The sequence below is a fragment of the Streptomyces sp. CG 926 genome (assembly GCF_003148825.1).
Classification (GTDB): domain Bacteria; phylum Actinomycetota; class Actinomycetes; order Streptomycetales; family Streptomycetaceae; genus Streptomyces.
This window is the reverse complement of record NZ_QGGZ01000019.1, coordinates 63,312-78,290: the sequence shown is the minus strand read 5'-3', so window position 1 is coordinate 78,290 and position 14,979 is coordinate 63,312. Positions and strand designations below refer to the sequence as shown.

At 73.1% G+C, this 14,979-nt stretch carries 15 protein-coding genes; 9 read left to right on the top strand and 6 right to left on the bottom strand.

What is annotated here, in order from left to right; all coding sequences use genetic code 11:
• Positions 1-79 precede the first annotated feature (79 nt).
• The 7 genes from BCL76_RS35660 to BCL76_RS35620 all read left to right on the top strand — a co-directional run bounded on the left by BCL76_RS35660 (position 80) and on the right by BCL76_RS35620 (position 7,891).
• Positions 80-1,171, top strand: coding sequence for a ScbA/BarX family gamma-butyrolactone biosynthesis protein (locus tag BCL76_RS35660; RefSeq protein ID WP_109783522.1), 1,092 nt, complete (start codon positions 80-82; stop codon positions 1,169-1,171).
• Positions 1,168-1,860, top strand: coding sequence for an HAD family hydrolase (locus tag BCL76_RS35655; protein WP_109783521.1), 693 nt, complete (start codon positions 1,168-1,170; stop codon positions 1,858-1,860). The genes BCL76_RS35660 and BCL76_RS35655 overlap by 4 nt, the downstream gene beginning before the upstream one ends.
• Positions 1,857-2,912 carry a 3-oxoacyl-ACP synthase III family protein gene (locus BCL76_RS35650; RefSeq protein ID WP_258310114.1) on the top strand — a complete coding sequence of 352 codons (1,056 nt, stop codon included), beginning with the start codon at positions 1,857-1,859 and terminating at the stop codon, positions 2,910-2,912. The genes BCL76_RS35655 and BCL76_RS35650 overlap by 4 nt, the downstream gene beginning before the upstream one ends.
• Positions 2,913-3,551: 639 nt before the next feature.
• Positions 3,552-5,333, top strand: a complete 1,782-nt coding sequence (locus BCL76_RS35635) for a Stealth CR1 domain-containing protein (protein ID WP_146228498.1) — start codon at positions 3,552-3,554, stop codon at positions 5,331-5,333.
• Between the two features lie 157 nt (positions 5,334-5,490).
• The gene (locus BCL76_RS35630; RefSeq protein WP_109783517.1) at positions 5,491-6,504 is read left to right on the top strand and encodes an SPFH domain-containing protein; all 1,014 of its coding nucleotides are present in this window, start codon (positions 5,491-5,493) and stop codon (positions 6,502-6,504) included.
• On the top strand, positions 6,501-7,400 hold the full coding sequence (locus BCL76_RS35625; RefSeq protein WP_109783516.1) for an NAD(+)/NADH kinase: 900 nt from the start codon (positions 6,501-6,503) through the stop codon (positions 7,398-7,400). The genes BCL76_RS35630 and BCL76_RS35625 overlap by 4 nt, the downstream gene beginning before the upstream one ends.
• Positions 7,401-7,498: 98 nt before the next feature.
• Positions 7,499-7,891: a YciI family protein gene (locus BCL76_RS35620; RefSeq protein ID WP_258310113.1), complete on the top strand. Its 393-nt coding sequence runs from the start codon at positions 7,499-7,501 to the stop codon at positions 7,889-7,891.
• A gap of 53 nt (positions 7,892-7,944) precedes the next feature.
• Here the strand turns inward: BCL76_RS35620 and BCL76_RS35615 are convergent, their stop codons facing one another.
• The 5 genes from BCL76_RS35615 to BCL76_RS35595 all read right to left on the bottom strand — a co-directional run bounded on the left by BCL76_RS35615 (position 7,945) and on the right by BCL76_RS35595 (position 12,561).
• Positions 7,945-8,238 carry a DUF1905 domain-containing protein gene (locus BCL76_RS35615; RefSeq protein WP_109783515.1) on the bottom strand — a complete coding sequence of 98 codons (294 nt, stop codon included), beginning with the start codon at positions 8,236-8,238 and terminating at the stop codon, positions 7,945-7,947.
• Positions 8,239-8,404: 166 nt separating this feature from the next.
• Positions 8,405-9,775: a hypothetical protein gene (locus tag BCL76_RS35610; RefSeq protein WP_375138005.1), complete on the bottom strand. Its 1,371-nt coding sequence runs from the start codon at positions 9,773-9,775 to the stop codon at positions 8,405-8,407.
• A 152-nt stretch (positions 9,776-9,927) separates the two neighbouring features.
• Complete coding sequence (locus BCL76_RS35605; RefSeq protein WP_109783514.1) at positions 9,928-11,088, bottom strand: oxygenase MpaB family protein; 1,161 nt, start codon at positions 11,086-11,088, stop codon at positions 9,928-9,930.
• A gap of 83 nt (positions 11,089-11,171) precedes the next feature.
• Positions 11,172-12,275, bottom strand: coding sequence for a polyprenyl synthetase family protein (locus tag BCL76_RS35600; protein WP_109783555.1), 1,104 nt, complete (start codon positions 12,273-12,275; stop codon positions 11,172-11,174).
• Complete coding sequence (locus BCL76_RS35595; protein ID WP_109783513.1) at positions 12,268-12,561, bottom strand: polyprenyl synthetase; 294 nt, start codon at positions 12,559-12,561, stop codon at positions 12,268-12,270. The genes BCL76_RS35600 and BCL76_RS35595 overlap by 8 nt, the downstream gene beginning before the upstream one ends.
• 279 nt (positions 12,562-12,840) lie before the next feature.
• Between BCL76_RS35595 and BCL76_RS35590 the strand changes: the two genes are divergently transcribed.
• Together BCL76_RS35590 and BCL76_RS35585 are read left to right on the top strand one after the other, a co-directional pair.
• A complete protein-coding gene (locus BCL76_RS35590; RefSeq protein ID WP_109783512.1) occupies positions 12,841-13,827 on the top strand; it encodes an aldo/keto reductase in 987 nt (328 codons plus the stop codon).
• A 228-nt stretch (positions 13,828-14,055) separates the two neighbouring features.
• The gene (locus tag BCL76_RS35585; protein WP_181382871.1) at positions 14,056-14,424 is read left to right on the top strand and encodes a UBP-type zinc finger domain-containing protein; all 369 of its coding nucleotides are present in this window, start codon (positions 14,056-14,058) and stop codon (positions 14,422-14,424) included.
• Between the two features lie 5 nt (positions 14,425-14,429).
• On the opposite strand, the gene BCL76_RS35580 is transcribed toward BCL76_RS35585, so the two are convergent.
• Positions 14,430-14,873, bottom strand: a complete 444-nt coding sequence (locus tag BCL76_RS35580; protein ID WP_258310112.1) for an SRPBCC family protein — start codon at positions 14,871-14,873, stop codon at positions 14,430-14,432.
• Positions 14,874-14,979: the final 106 nt, after the last annotated feature.

The window sequence follows — 14,979 nt, the reverse complement described above, 5'->3', positions numbered from 1 at the left end:
CCCGGACGGACGACCACGCACAGGACGAGACGCACAAGCAGCACGAACAGCACACCACCCGAGAAAGCAGGTTCCGCACGTGACCACCGCACCCTCGCCGCTGGAACAGGACCTCGCCGCACTTGAGCTGAGCTACAGCCGTACCGTCGACCGCACACTGGTCCACCGGGACTCGCTCGGCGAAGTCTTCCTCACCGACCTACGACCCCTCGGCGGACCCTCGTACGTCGCCGCCGCCCAACTGCCGCGCTCCCACGCCTACTACGGCGACCACCTGCTGAACCCCAACGTCTACGACCCGGTCCTGCTGCTGGAGGCCTGCCGACAGGCCGCCCTCGCCGGCGCCCACGCCTACTTCTCGGTGCCCCGGACGGACAAGTTCATCCTCACCCACCTGCGCGTCCACCTCACCCGCCCCGACCGGATAGCCGTCGGCCCCACCCCCTGCCAACTGACCCTCCACGTCACCACCAGCAACCACTACGTCCGCGAGGGCCGCACCAACGGCCTCGACTACGACGTGGACCTGCGCGTCGGTGACCTCAGCATCGGCCGCGCCGGCATCGGCCTGCGCTTCAAGTCCCCCGAGTCCTACACGGCGCTGCGCCTGCGCAACCGCGACCAGAGACCACTGCCCTCCTCCGCCGACCACCCGCGGCCCGGCAGCGCCGTCGGCGCACCCGTCGAGCCCTACCGCGTGGGCCGGGCCAACGCCGACAACGTCGTCCTCACCGGCATCGAGGTCGCCGGAGACACCCTGACCGCCGGGATCCGCACCCCCGGCGGCCACCCCAGCATGTTCGACCACCCGCAGGACCACCTGCCCGGCATGGTCATCGCCGAGGCCGCCCGCCAGATCGCCCTCTACGGAGCCCTCGACGTCCGCGGCATGTCACCCTCCCGCACCTACCCGACCGACCTGGCCGTCACCTTCAGCCGGTTCGGTGAACTCGACAGCCCCGCCACCCTCACCGCCGTCGTCGGCGACCACCGCGACGCCGGCCGCCCGGGCGAGAGCGCCTCCTACTACACCCAGGGCGGGATCGTCGAACTCGGCGACGAGAGCACACCCGACACCGACCGCATACCGGTACGCGTGGAGGCCCACCAGGACGGCGAGAGCCTGTGCCTGCTCACACTCGACCTCGCCCGCGTCCGGACCCCGCGATGACCGCCGCCGCCTTCTTCGACGTCGACGAGACACTGATCGGCTTCAAGACCATGTTCCGCTTCCTGGCGTTCCACCTGGAACGCCGGGGAGCGGCCCCCGGCACCTACGAGCGCCTCACCGCCACCCTCCACCGCGCCGCCGCCGACGGCGCCCCACGCGCCGAGGTCAACCGCCGCTACTACCGCCTCTACACGGGGGAGAGCGCGGCATCCCTGGCAGCCTCCGGCCGAGCCTGGTTCACCCACGAACTGGCCGGCGCCCCCTTCGTCCCGGCCCCCACCGCCCGCTTCGGCGCCCACCGACGCAACGGCGACCTGACCGTCCTGGTCTCCGGATCCTTCTTCGCCTGCCTGGACCCGATCGCCGAACACCTCGGCGCCGACCGGGCCTTCGGCACCCGACCCGTGATCCGCGACGGCCTCCTCACCGGCGAGGTCGTCACCCCGCTGATCGGCGCGACCAAAGGCCGCACCGCCCACGCCGTCGCCGCGATCCACGGCCTCGACCTCGCGCACTGCTCGGCCTACGGGGACCACAGCAGCGACCTCGACCTCCTGCGCTCCGTCGGCCACCCCGTGGTCGTCGGCTCGGACCCCGTCCTGACCGCACACGCGCAGCTGGCCGGATGGGAGCGGCTGCCCGACACCCGAGCGGCCGACCGACCCCGACAACAGGAGACGAGAACGTGACGAACGGACCCCACGCGGCGGCCCACCCGATAGCGGTCCTGGCCACCGGCTCCTACCTGCCCGAGCAGATCGTCGGCAACGACGAGGTGGCACACACCACCGGAGTGAGCGACGAGTGGATCGTGCGCAAGACCGGCATCCACGAACGCCGCCACGCCGCCCCGCACGAGGCCACCTCCGACCTCGCCGCCCACGCGGGCCGCCGCGCCCTGGAGCAGGCGGGCATCCGCCCGCACGACCTCTCCTACATCGTGGTCGCCACCTCCACCCCCGACCAGCCTCAACCCGCCACCGCCGCGGTGGTCCAACACCTGCTCGGCGCCGCGGGCGCCGCCGCCTTCGACGTCAACTCCGTCTGCAGCGGCTTCGTCTGCGCCCTGACGGTCACCGAACGCCTCCTGCGCGCCGAGCCCGGCGCCCACGGCCTGGTGATCGGCGCCGACATCTACTCCCGGATCCTGGACCACACCGACCGCAGGACGGCCATCCTCTTCGGCGACGGAGCGGGCGCCGCCGTCCTGGGCCCCTCGCCCTCCGGCCACGGCATGCTCGGCACCAGCCTGCTGACCCGCGGCGACCAGCACGAACTGATCGGCGTCCCGGCCGGCGGCAGCCGCCGCCCCGCCTCCGCCCGCACCCTGGAGGAAGGCGCGCACCACTTCCGCATGGACGGCCGCGGAGTCCGCGCCTTCGTCCAGGAGAACCTCCCCGCAGCCGTCGCCGAGCTCCTCGCCCGTACCGGGCTGCCGGCCGGCTCCGTCGACCACTTCGTCCCGCACCAGGCCAACGCCGTCATGATCGGCGAGGTGTGGCCGGCGCTCGGCCTGGACAACGCCGCCCTCCACCTGGAGCTGGCCCGCTACGGCAACACCGGCGCCGCGTCCATCGCCATCACCCTCGACGAGATCCACCGCCGGGGCCTGCTCGCCGAGGACGACGTGGTACTCCTGTCCGGGTTCGGCGGCGGCATGTCGGTGGGCTCCACCCTCCTCAGCTGGGCCCCCACCGCCCACGCGGCCGCCCCCCGGGTCCTGGCCGCCGCCGCGAGCTGACCCCCCCCTTCCCCCCGCCGGGGCGCCGACGAGCCCGTCGACGCCCCGGCGGCCGGCACGAGTCGCGTGCCCCGGGGGCGGGTCGGTACTCGAAGGTGATCGTCAAGCGCCTCGTGCCCGGGGCGATCGTGTGCCGAACACCGTCCCCTGCCCGGAGAGCCGGCCGCCCGGCAGGGCGTGGGCCACGACGCGCACTCCTGCGCCCTGCCGTTCTCGACCCCGGTGGTGGCGCAGATGCGCGAGCCGACCGGTGCGTGTGACGACCCGGTCCCGGTCCCGGTCCCGGAGCTCGAGCCGGCCGGAACGGGCGCACCGGCCGTGGACGGAAAACAAGGGGACCGAGGCGACGGCGTACCCCTGAAATCCTGGGGCGGACCGGGACGGAAGCGGCACACGGTGGCCACCCGCAGGCCGGTCGGAGTACGACGCCGACACCTTCGGCACCTGAGCGGAGCCACCGCCCCCGCATGAGAAGTCGCTGTGAGTTGAAACAGCAGGACCTCGGACCCTTGCATGAAACGTAAACGAAAGGAAACGTATCGCTGAACAAACATCCACCACGCTCCGAGGCACCACTCCCGCCGAGGAGCACTCAGAACACCGGCAGCCGCTCATCAGCGCCGCGTACCGAGGACGTACATGCAGGGACTACGCCGGCTTCCCCTTCCGGCCGGGCTGCGCAGACTCGCCCGGACAGTACGTCGCCGCGGCGGCATCCCGCCCCAACCGGGCCCCGCGGGCCCCGAACGCGACGGCGACCGGCCCACCCGACACGGCCCGGCCGCCGCCCGCGAGGAAGAACTGCTGGCGACCGTGGCGAACCTGGTCCGCCACCGCGGCCGGCTCGCCCTCGTCCGGGACGACCTGCTCCCCGCCGACGCCCGCGACGCCAACCTCCGCTCGCTCGCCCAGGCCCTGGAAGCCGCCGCCGTCCCCTACGGGCTCGTCCCCGACGGCCGGCTCACCCACCGGGTGGCCATCGCCCCGGGCGACCGGGCGGCCGCGCTGAAGGCCTGCGCCGCCGCCTTCGCCGGGCTCCCCGTCTACGCCCGCCTCGTCACCGCCGACGGCGAGGCCGGGGAGGTACTGGCGGAGGACCTTCCGGCAGCCGTCGACGCCGCCGAGGCCGTCCCCCTCCCGGGCGACGGCGACCGGCCGGCCGGCCCCGTCCCGCGCCCCGCCCACGTCCGGTCCGTCCGCCTCCACCAGCCGGTCGTCACCTCCGGTCGGACCCTGACCTACGGCCCCGAGACCGGCTGCGACCTGGAGTTCTGGGAGGCCCCCGACTCCGGCGAGGGCGCCATCGCCACGCTGCGCGAGACCCCGTACGGCTGGTGGGTCCCCTCCCTGACGGCCTCGGCCACCCACCGGGTCGGCGACCGGGACTACCCCGTCGTCGACTGCTTCTCGGGCCGCTTCCCGGACGACATCGATTTCCCCGTCGACGCCGTGATCACCTGGGTCGACGCCGCCGACCCCGCCTGGCGCCGACGCAGGGACCGGGCCGCGCGGGCCGCCGCCCACGGCACCGGCCGCGACAGCGGGGTGGACCTCGCGGACAACCGGTACCGCGACCGCGGCGAGCTCCGGTACTGCCTGCGCTCCATCGCCGCCTACGCACCCTGGATCCGGCACATCCACCTCGTCACCGACGACCAGACCCCCGCCTGGCTCGACACCGACCATCCCCGGGTCACCGTCGTCGACCACCGCGAGCTCCTGACGGACCCCGACGCCCCCGAGGTGTTCAACTCCCACGCCATCGAGAGCCGGCTGCACCGCATCCCCGGCCTGGCCGAACACTTCGTCTACTTCAACGACGACATCCTCCTCGGCCGCCCGCAGCGCCCGCAGGACTACTTCCTGCCCTCCGGACTCCCCAAGGTGTTCCACGACCGGCGTGCCGTCGACCCCGGCGGTCGGGCCGGCGACGACGTCTTCACCTCGTCGCAGAAGGTCACCCGCCAGGCCGTCGAGGAGGTCGTCGGCCGTACCTATCCGCACATCCTCGCCCACACCCCCTACCCCCTCACCCGCTCCCTCTTCACCCGCGTCGAGGAGCTGTTGCCCGGCCGGCTCGAAGCGACCGCCCGCTCGGTCTTCCGCAGCACCGACGACCTCGCCCCCGTCACCCTCGCCTCCCACCTCGCTCTCGCGCAGGGCCACGCGGTCGAGGGCCACCTCGTGCACACCTACGTCAGCACCGCGCGCCACGACGTGATCGAGAAGCTGCCGCCGCTGGCCGCCGAGCGCGGCCACGACGCGTTCTGTCTCGCCGACGACGAGGAGGCACCCACCGAGGCCGGGGACCAGGACGGGGACCCGGCCGCACTGACCGCGACCCAGCAGCACAACATCGTCGCCGCCTTCCTGGAGGCCTACTTCCCGGTGCCCTCCCCGTTCGAGCACCCGCACCCGTAGCCGCCGGCCGTGACCGTCGGGCACGACGCCCCACCGGTGTCCGACGGCCGACCTCGTCCTGGGCCGACCCGCCCGCCCCACGCCTCCTCTTCTCGTCCCCTTGACGATATGAACACCTCCCCTTATCGTCGCATTGACGAAATGAAGGGGGTTCGCCATGGCCGACATCACCCGGCGCTTCGGTTGGCGCCATCTGCGCTCCGCGCCCACCGCCCACATCCGCCACCACAAGCGCGGCGCCCTCGCCCACGACGGGCGAGGGCTCAGCTTCTGGTACCGGTCGCTCTCGGCGGCGCTCTCCGAAGTCCCGGTCGACGACCGGGAGCTGGCCATGGCCTTCCACGCCCGCACCGCCGACTTCCAGGACGTCGCCGTACAGGCCACCGTCACCTACCGGATCAGCGACCCGGCCGAAGCCGCCGAACGACTCGACTTCTCCGTCGACCCGGACACCGGGAGCTGGCGCGGCGCCCCCCTGGAGCAGATCGCCACACTCCTCACCGAGACCGCACAGCAGCACGCCCTGGACGTGCTGGCCCGAACCCCGCTGGCCGTCGCCCTGGTCGACGGCGTCACCTCCGTACGGACCAGCGTCACCGCGGGCCTCGCCGCCGAACCCAGACTCCCGGCCACCGGCATCGACGTGGTGGCCGTGCGCGTCGTGGCGATCCGCCCCGAGGCCGAGGTGGAGCGCGCCCTGCGCACCCCGGCCCGCGAGCAGATCCAGCAGGAGGCCGACCGGGCCACCTACGAACGCCGGGCCGTCGCCGTCGAACGCGAACGGGCCATCGCCGAGAACGAACTGGCCAGCCAGATCGAACTGGCCCGCCGCGAGGAGCAACTGATCGACCAGCGCGGCACCAACGCCCGCCGCGAGGCCGAGGAGAAAGCCACCGCCGACGGCATCCGCACCGAGACCGAGGCCGCCCGCAAGGTCCGCCTCGCCCGCGCCGACGCCGAGGCCGCCCGCGAGATGGGCACGGCACGCGCCGAGGTCCAGGCCGCCTGGCTCCGCGTCCACGACGAAACCACCCCGGGCACCCTGCACGCCCTGGCGGCGACCCGACTCGCGGAGAACCTGCCACGGATCGAGAGCATCACCCTCTCGCCCGACGTCCTCACCGGGCTCCTCACCCGACTCGGACGCCCCGAAACCGGCCCCGACGCGTGAGCCTGGCCCCACGGGCGGTCCTCGTGCACCGCAGGACCGAGTACGAGGAACTCCTCGCCCGGCACGGCACGCACGGGCAGGCCGCCTTCTTCCTCTCCAGCCGCGGCCGCTCCATCGACGAGGTGCACCGCCGCCACGACCGCACCCAGCAGGCCCTGCGCCAGGTCTCGGCGGCGGTGCCGCTCACCTGGCGCAGCTCCAGGGTGGAGCGGGCGGACCTGGACCGCTTCCTGTTCGCCCCGCAGGACGTGGTGGTCGTCATCGGCCAGGACGGCCTGGTCGCCAACACCGCGAAATACCTGCGCGGACAACCGGTGGTGGGCATCGACACCGACCCCGGCCACAACCCGGGCGTCCTGGTCCGTCACCGCCACGCCGACGCGGCCGCCCTGCTGCGCGCCGCGACCGCCCCCGGGAGCCGGACGGAAGAGCTGACCATGGTCGAGGCCGTCGCCGACGACACCCAGCGCCTTCTCGCCCTCAACGAGATCTACCTCGGCTCACCCGGCCACCAGACCGCCCGCTACCGCCTGGGCTCCGACGGCGAGACCGGCCCGGACGAGGCCCAGGCCTCCTCCGGGGTACTGGTGGGCACCGGCACCGGCGCCACCGGCTGGCTGCGCTCCCTGTGGCAGGAGCGCGACAGCCCCGCGCAGCTCCCCGCACCCTGCGAGCGCCGGCTCCTGTGGTTCGTACGGGAGGCCTGGCCCTCTCCCGCGACCGGAACGACGAAGGTCGCCGGCCAACTCCAGCGGGGGCAGACGCTGCAGCTCACCGTGGAGTCGGACCGGATCGTGGTGTTCGGCGACGGGATGGAGAGCGACGCCCTGGAACTGACCTGGGGCCAGAGCGTACGGCTGGGCATCGCCGAGACGTCACTGCACCTGGTGACGTGAGCCCCCGCACCGATGAGTTCCGTGGTCGGTCGAGGTCCACCTTCCGTAGGACCGGGAGTCCCCGGAGTCCTCGTAGCCGCCCCGGAAGGGTGAAGACCATGAAGTACATGATCCAGATGAACGTGCCGGCCGACCAGTGGGACGCCGTCATGTCCTCCTACTCCGAGGACGACATGCAGGCCATGTTCGCCCACATGAACGCCCTGAACGCGGACCTCACGGCCGCCGGGGAATGGGTGGACGGGCAGGGCCTCGGAGGACCGTCACAGGTCAAAACGGTGCGGGCCGCGAGCGACGGACGGCCGCAGGTGAGCGACGGACCGGCGCAGCCGGGACACATCCTGGCCGGCTACTGGCTGGTCGACGTCGCGAGCGAGGACCGGGCCCTGGAGATCGCCGCACGGGCGTCGGCGTGCCCCGGCCCGGGCGGGAAGCCCGGCAACGACCCCGTCGAGGTGCACGCGATCCTCGCGGACCCGACGGGAGCCTGAGCCCCCTCGCGCCGACCCGAGGACGGTCGGACCAGGGACCGGACCGGCGGCGTTCAGCCCGGAAGACGCACCGTCATCGTCACCGTCACCCCGTCTCCCGCCACCAGCCCCAGCGGCGTCCGGACGGCGTTCTTGACGGGCAGCAGGTACCCGCCGTCCCTGGGGAAGAGCGACGTCTCGAAGGTGACTTCGCCGATGACGGCCTCGACGGGGACGACCCCCCACCCGTAGGAGGCCGCCGAAGCCACCTGCCGTACGTCGGCGCACTCCTCCCGCGGCACCGGGACGAAGTAGAACGGCGCAGGTCCACGCCATTCGATCACCTGACCGGCGAAAACCATGCGCATCGGAGTTCTCTCCCGGGAAGGACGGCGGCGGACGGCGTGGCGGTTGCGCTCACCCTACGCGGCGGCCACCGCCCGTCCCGGGCCGGCGGACGTACGGGTACGGTCCGCCGGTCGCCCGGCCGGGTCGGGACGGCGCCGCCGCACACCTCGACGGCGCGTCCGGGCGTCAGCCCAGCGTGAACCAGGCCGCCCGCGCCTTCTTCCACTCCGCGTGCGTCAGATCCTTGGCCTCGGTGCCGTCCCCGTACAGGTCCGCGGACCCGCTGTCCGTGATCAGCTGCACCCGGGCGCCCGCGACCGTCAGGTCCGGCACCTCCACGATGGCCTCCCAGCCGCCGGGGTCGGTGGTCGGCAGGTCCGCCCGCTTGACCGGCGCGTGGCCGGGGACGCCGTCCCACTGGTAGAGCGCGTACGGGTCCGAGTTGTCGTCCGCGGCCCAGGAACCGGCCAGGATCAGGTACTGCCCGGCCGCGTTCTTGCGGATGTCCCGGACGGAGAGGCCGCCGAGGTCCAGCTCGACACCCGCGCCGAAGGTGGCCTTCGCCCCGCTCGCCAGGACCTGGTCGAAGTTGGTGACCGGCACGACCAGGGCCTTGCCGCCCGGCACGACCGGCGCCAGCGGGGCCCGGAAGCCCAGGTAGGCGGTGCTGGTCGAGCCCGGGGCGAACTCCAGACCCTCGACGTTGAACCCGTCGATCTGCTTCGGCGCCTCCCCCTGCGCGGTACCCGCCGCGAAGCCGTACCGGTTCCCGTTGGCCTTGTCCCAGGCCACCAGGTCCTCACGGAGCTTCTTGTACGAGCGGCCGTAGGCCAGCTGCGCGCTCGCGCCGGAGCCGCTCACCGTGGTGGTGAAGACCGTGTTGCGGGGCGCCTTGTACTCGCCGTCCTTGTTGTTGCCGAGCGAGCCGGTCCAGTAGATGGTGTTCCCGATCCGGGTCGCGCCCTCGATGTCCACCTCCTTGCTGACGCCCAGCTGCGAGCTGAAGTCCCAGGTCCTCACCGGCGCGCCCGAGCGGGAGCGGTCGTACAGGCGCAGCACGTTGGACTCGTCGTCGGCCACCACCGCGTACCCGCCGCCCACGTCCACGGCGGCCGAGGCGTCCGCGGACCCGGTGAGGTACCGCGCGTCGGCCGGGTTCTGCACGGCGGCCGAGGCCGCGTAGGACAGCGTCCTGGTGGCGGTCTTGCCACCCAGCCCGGTGACCTTGACGGTGAGGTCGGTGTAGCCGCGGCCGCGCGCGGCGACGGCCAGCTGCCGCACCGCCCCGGCGCCCGTGAAGGTCACGTCCCCGGTACCGGCGACCGAGGTCCTGCTCGACGCGGACACGCTGATGGTGAGCGCGGACGCGTCCGCGCCGCTCTGGCCGACGGTGACGTCCACGACCGGGTCACCGGTCGCGCCGACGGCCCCGGACAGGTAGGAGGCGGACAGGGCGATCGTCGGCGTCCCGTACGTCACGGCCTGCGCGGGCACGGTCAGCGCGGCGACCAGCAGGGCGGCGGCGCCGGCGGTCCCGGCGGCGAAGCGAACGGTCACGGAAGGTCCTCTCGTCTACGGCCGTCACGTCGTGACGGCCGTCGAGAAGATTCGGCCACGGTGGACAATTCCCGGTGCACACCATCCGTCCACCCGGAGAACAGCGTTCCGGAAATCCGCCGCGCCCGCCATCCGAGCGCCCGTCCGAGCCGTCACGGGACCGAGGGGGCCGGCGGACTCCAGCGGCGGGTGCGGTGCACCGCGCCGGAGACCCCGTACTCCTTCTTCAGCTCCTCGGGGATGGCGTAGTGCATGACACGACCCCGCGTGAGGGAGGACAGCTCCAACACGGTGGTGAGCTGCCCGAGGCGGTCCAAGGCCCACGCGCCGAGCGGGGAGCGGTCCTCGATGGTCTCCAGGACACCCAGGAGGTGCGGCGCGGCCTTCACGACGGTGTCCCACGGCGTGCGCGGCACCCGCAACCAGTCGGCGCAGGTGTCGCCCACCAGGTGGCGGACGAGCGCGGAGACCACCGGGTCGAAGAAGGTGCCGGGCACGATCTCCTCGTAGAGGTCGATGAGCTGACGGGTCAGGTGCGCGCCCTCCTCGGACGGTCCCATGTGCCGGATCATGTACCGGTCGAGGAAGCTCCGGGCCTCCTCGAGGGTCGCGGGAACGGCTTCCTGGTCGACGCCGAGCATGGCCCCGACCACCCGCCACGCGTAGTAGTAGGCCTCCGCGCCCTCCGTCGACATGTGGATGTTCAGCCGGTGCAGGCTGTCGAGGACGAGCAGCGAGAAGAACATCTGCCCGCCGATCATGTCCTCCTGGCAGATCGGCGTCCCGAGCGCCGCGACGTCCCACCGGTCCTCGCGCACGAGGTGGTGGCGGATCGCCGCGTGCAGCAGCCGGACCTTCTGCGCGGCCGGGATGAAGCGGCCGCCGGCCTCGAAGGCGTCGGGCCGCATCAGGTGGACGGTGAACTGTCCCGTCTCCGCCATCCGTTTCGACGGGTACGCCAACCCGTGGGTGGTGGACAGCAGCTTCGCCACGTGCGGCACGAGGTAGCAGGCGGGCATGGAGGCGAAGGACAGGGCGGTGGAGATGTGCACGTTGTTGTCGATGAAGAACAGCCGGGCCTTCTCCATCTCGCCCCAGTCCACCCAGGAGGGCGGGACGCTCGTCGCCTCGAGGTACTCGCGGGCGACATCGGGCAGCCCCTCGGGCAGGGGTGCGCCGGCGGTGGAGACGTAGCGCATCAGGGTGTTGAACCTGCCCACTTCCCCGCGTTCGAAGAGCGTGGCGACCGTGGCATCGGCGAGCCGGTCACCGGTCTGCCGCAGGGCGTCCATCGACGCCTCGGTGTACATCATGGCGGGCTCCTTGTCGGGAAGAACGGGCAGGGGGAGGGCGGGCAGGGGGAGGGCGGCGGCGGGGCGACGGGGTGGTGCGAGCGTCAGGAGCGGCGGGCCGACGCCGCGTGCGCCAGGGCGGTCAGGGCGGTCGCCGCGTCCTGGGGTACGGGCAACTCGTGCAGGGCGGCGAGGGCTTCCCCGACCCGCGCGCAGATCATGTCCTCCACCCGGTCGGGGGCCTCGAGGCGACGCATCGTGTCGCGCACCGCGTCCAGGCCCTCCGCGTCCAGGTCACGCCGCCCCAACAGGGTCCGTAGCAGTGCGCGTTCCCCGTCGCCGGCCAGGCGCCAGGTCTCCGCCAGCAGGGCCGTGGGCCGCCGGCCGTGCACGTCGTCGGCGTTGGCCTTGCCGGTCTGCCCGGGATCGCCGAACAGGCCGATCAGGTCGTCCCGCAGCTGGAACGCCTCGCCCAACGGCAGCCCGTACGCCGAGTAGCCCTCACACGTCCGCGCCCCGGCACCGGCCAAGGCGCCGCCGATCAGCAGGGGGTGCTCGACGGTGTACTTGGCGGTCTTGTAGCGGACCACCTTCAGTGCCGCCGCGGTGTCCGGCCCGGCTCCGGTACGCAGGATCTCCAGACACTCGCCCGCGATCAGTTCGCGGGCCATCACCGCCCACAGCGGGCGGGCCCGGGCCAGGTAGGCGGCGGGCAGCCCGCACGTGGCGAACAACTGGCCGGCCAGCGCCATCAGCAGGTCCCCGACGAGCATCGCCAACGACCGCGCCGCACCGTCGACGTCCGCACGGTCGACGTCCGCGCCGTCCGCGCCGTTCGCGCCGGCCGTGGTGTCCGACCGTCCGCCGACCGCGGCGCGCAGGGCGACGTGCGCGGTGGGCCGGCCGTGCCTGAGCGGGCTGTCGTCGATCAGGTCGTCGTGGACGACGGCGGCGGCGTGCACCAACTCCAAGGACGTCGCCGCCCGCAGCAGGGCGTCACTGTCGGGCTGCCCCACCGCCCGCCAACCCCAGTAACAGAACGCCGCCCGCAGCCGTTTGCCGTCCGCGACGGCGGCCTCCAACTGCCCGGCCACCGGCTCCAGAGCGGGATCGACCGCCGCGAACGCGTCGGCCTCCCGCGCCACGAACCGGTGCAACACCTCGTCGACCCGGCTCTTGAAGGCGGCCTGCGCCCACCCCTCAGACACCGTCCGTCCCACGGGCCGTCACATGTCGCGCGAGCAGCTCCAGATGGGCCGGAGGCACGGCCGCGTACCGGTCGAGGGCCAGGCGCCCGCGCGCCATCAGGTCCTGCTCGGCCTCCGCCGCCAGCTCCGCCGCGTCCGAACGACGCAGCAGACCGCCCACCACGCCCAGGGCCGAACCCAACGTGGTCACCGCCAGATTGGCCAGCCCGGCCACCAGCAGCACCGCCCGCCCCTCCAGCCCCTCCGGCCCCTCCGGCACTTCGGAACGTCCCGCGTCCTCGGTCATCGCATCCCCCGCTCAGCGCGTGCCCCGGCGACACGGGTCACGCGCCGCCCCTACGAGGATCCCGGTCACGGGGGGTCCGGGAACGGCGGAACCCGCGATCGGGTGACCGGCCCGTTCGGCCGTACGGATCCGATTCCGGCCACCGGGGGAGACGAGGGCGACCGGCCGCCCACCACCGGGATCCGGGGCCGTGTCCGGTGCGGCGGGCCGGGGTTGACCTGGAGCGCGCTCCAACGCATAGCGTCCTGAGCAGTGATCGCGACCTCAGGAGGCAGCAGCATGAACGACGTTCCCACCCGGCACCTGGGCAGTCTGGCGGTCTCCGCGCAGGGCCTGGGCTGCATGGGCATGAGCCACGGCTACGGTGCCTCGGACGACACCCAGTCCATCGCCACCGTGCGGCACGCCCTCGACCTGGGGGTGACCCTGCTGGACACCGCCGACTTCTACGGCGCCGGGCACAACGAGGAACTGCTCGGACGGGCCGTCGCCGGGCGCCGCGACGAGGTGGTGCTGGCCACGAAATTCGGCTTCGCCAACCGCCTGGGCGAGCCCACCCGTGTCCGCGGCGACGCCGCCTACGTGCGGCAGGCGTGCGAGGCGTCGCTGCGCCGGCTCGGGGTCGATCACATCGACCTCTACTACCAGCACCGGGTGGACCCGCAGGTGCCGATCGAGGAGACCGTCGGCGCGATGGCCGAACTCGTGCGGGCCGGCAAGGTCCGCCACCTCGGGCTGTCCGAGGCCGGCGAACAGACCCTGCGACGGGCGCACGCGGTGCACCCGATCGCCGCGCTGCAGAGCGAGTGGTCGCTGTGGACCCGCGACCTCGAAGCGGAGATCGCCCCGGTCTGCCGCGAACTCGGCATCGGGCTGGTCCCGTTCTCCCCCCTCGGGCGCGGCTTCCTGACCGGCCGGTACAGCTCGGTCGAGGGGCTGGCCGAGACCGACGTGCGGCGCAGCCAGCCGAGGTTCGCCGACGGCAACCTCGAACGGAACCTGTCGATCGTCGAGAAGCTGAACGAGCTCGCCGAGGCGAAGAAGGTCACCGCCGGCCAGCTCGCCCTGGCCTGGGTGCAGCACCGGGGCCAGGACGTGGTGCCGATCCCCGGCACCCGCCGGCAGCGCTACCTGGAGGAGAACCTCGCGGCCCTGACCGTCGAGCTGTCCGCCGACGACCTCGCCGCCATCGAGGCCGCCGCCCCGGCCGAGCAGGTCGCGGGCACCCGCTACGACGCGACCAGCCTCACCTTCGTCGACAACTGAGTCCTGGAACCGGTTCCGGGAACCCGACTGCGGGACCGACCGCGGGAACCGAGTCCGGGCGGCGGACCGGCAACCGCGGACGGGGACGCGGTACGCGCCGTCGGGACCGGCCGGATCTTCCCCGCCCCTGGACGCATCCGTCCGTGCGCCTGGACCGAAGAGAGGACAGGACACGAAAGCACGGGTCGGCGAGGGTGAGAGTGCGGGTGTGGGTGAGGAGTGGTGGCGATGGCAGGTGGCCCCGGTTGGCGGGTCGGGCCCGACGGCGGTCGACCGCAGGGGCGGTCCTGTGCCCATCTCGGGCTCCTGCAGGCGTCCGAGATGGCGCCGCCGGCCCCGCCGGTCGGCTGCGCGGACTGTCTGGCGCGCGGCTGGAGCTGGGTGCGGCTGCGCCGGTGCGTGACGTGCGGCCACGTCGGATGCTGTGACAGCTCGCGGGGCCTGCACGCCCATGACCACCATGTGCGCAGCGGACACCCGGTCGTCCTCTCCCTGGCGCCCGACGAGGACTGGGCCTGGTGCTTCACCGACGAGGTCTTCCTGCTCCGGTCCCGCCCCGGCGGACCGGAGCGGCGGGCGGGGCGGCAACCGGGCTGACGGCGCTATCCGCGGTGGCCGGTGGCCGCGTAGGGCAGTCGGTCGGCCACGGCGTCGGCCAGCCTGTCGAATTCGGGGCGCAGGAAGGGCGTGGCCAGGCGCGCCCATCCCTTGAACCGCAAGGACGCCGTGTAGGAGAGGCGCGTGGTGGTGGCCGAGCGGGCCCGGAACCTCAGGTCGTCGGTGGCCGTGACGGTCCCGTTCTCACCGACGAACAGCAGCCGATCCGGCTCTCGGGAGACGAGCCGGTACAGCAGGTCGCTGGTCCGGCCACGGAAACGCGAGGTGTTCCGCCACACGGTCCCCTGCCGTACCGGTCCTTCACCGACCCGCACGCACCGCACCGTGCCCGGGTCCCATTCCTCGGTTCGGGAGAAGTCCTCCAGGTAGGCGACCAGATCTTCGAGAGGAAGCCCGACGAGGATGTCCCTCCGGACGGTGATCGCCACAACCGACCCCTTCACCGGCCCCGCGAGGCCGCATCGATGTACCGCAGACGTAACCGCTTCCCCGCGCGGGCCCCATACGGATGCACCCCCCGACGGGCGGATCCGT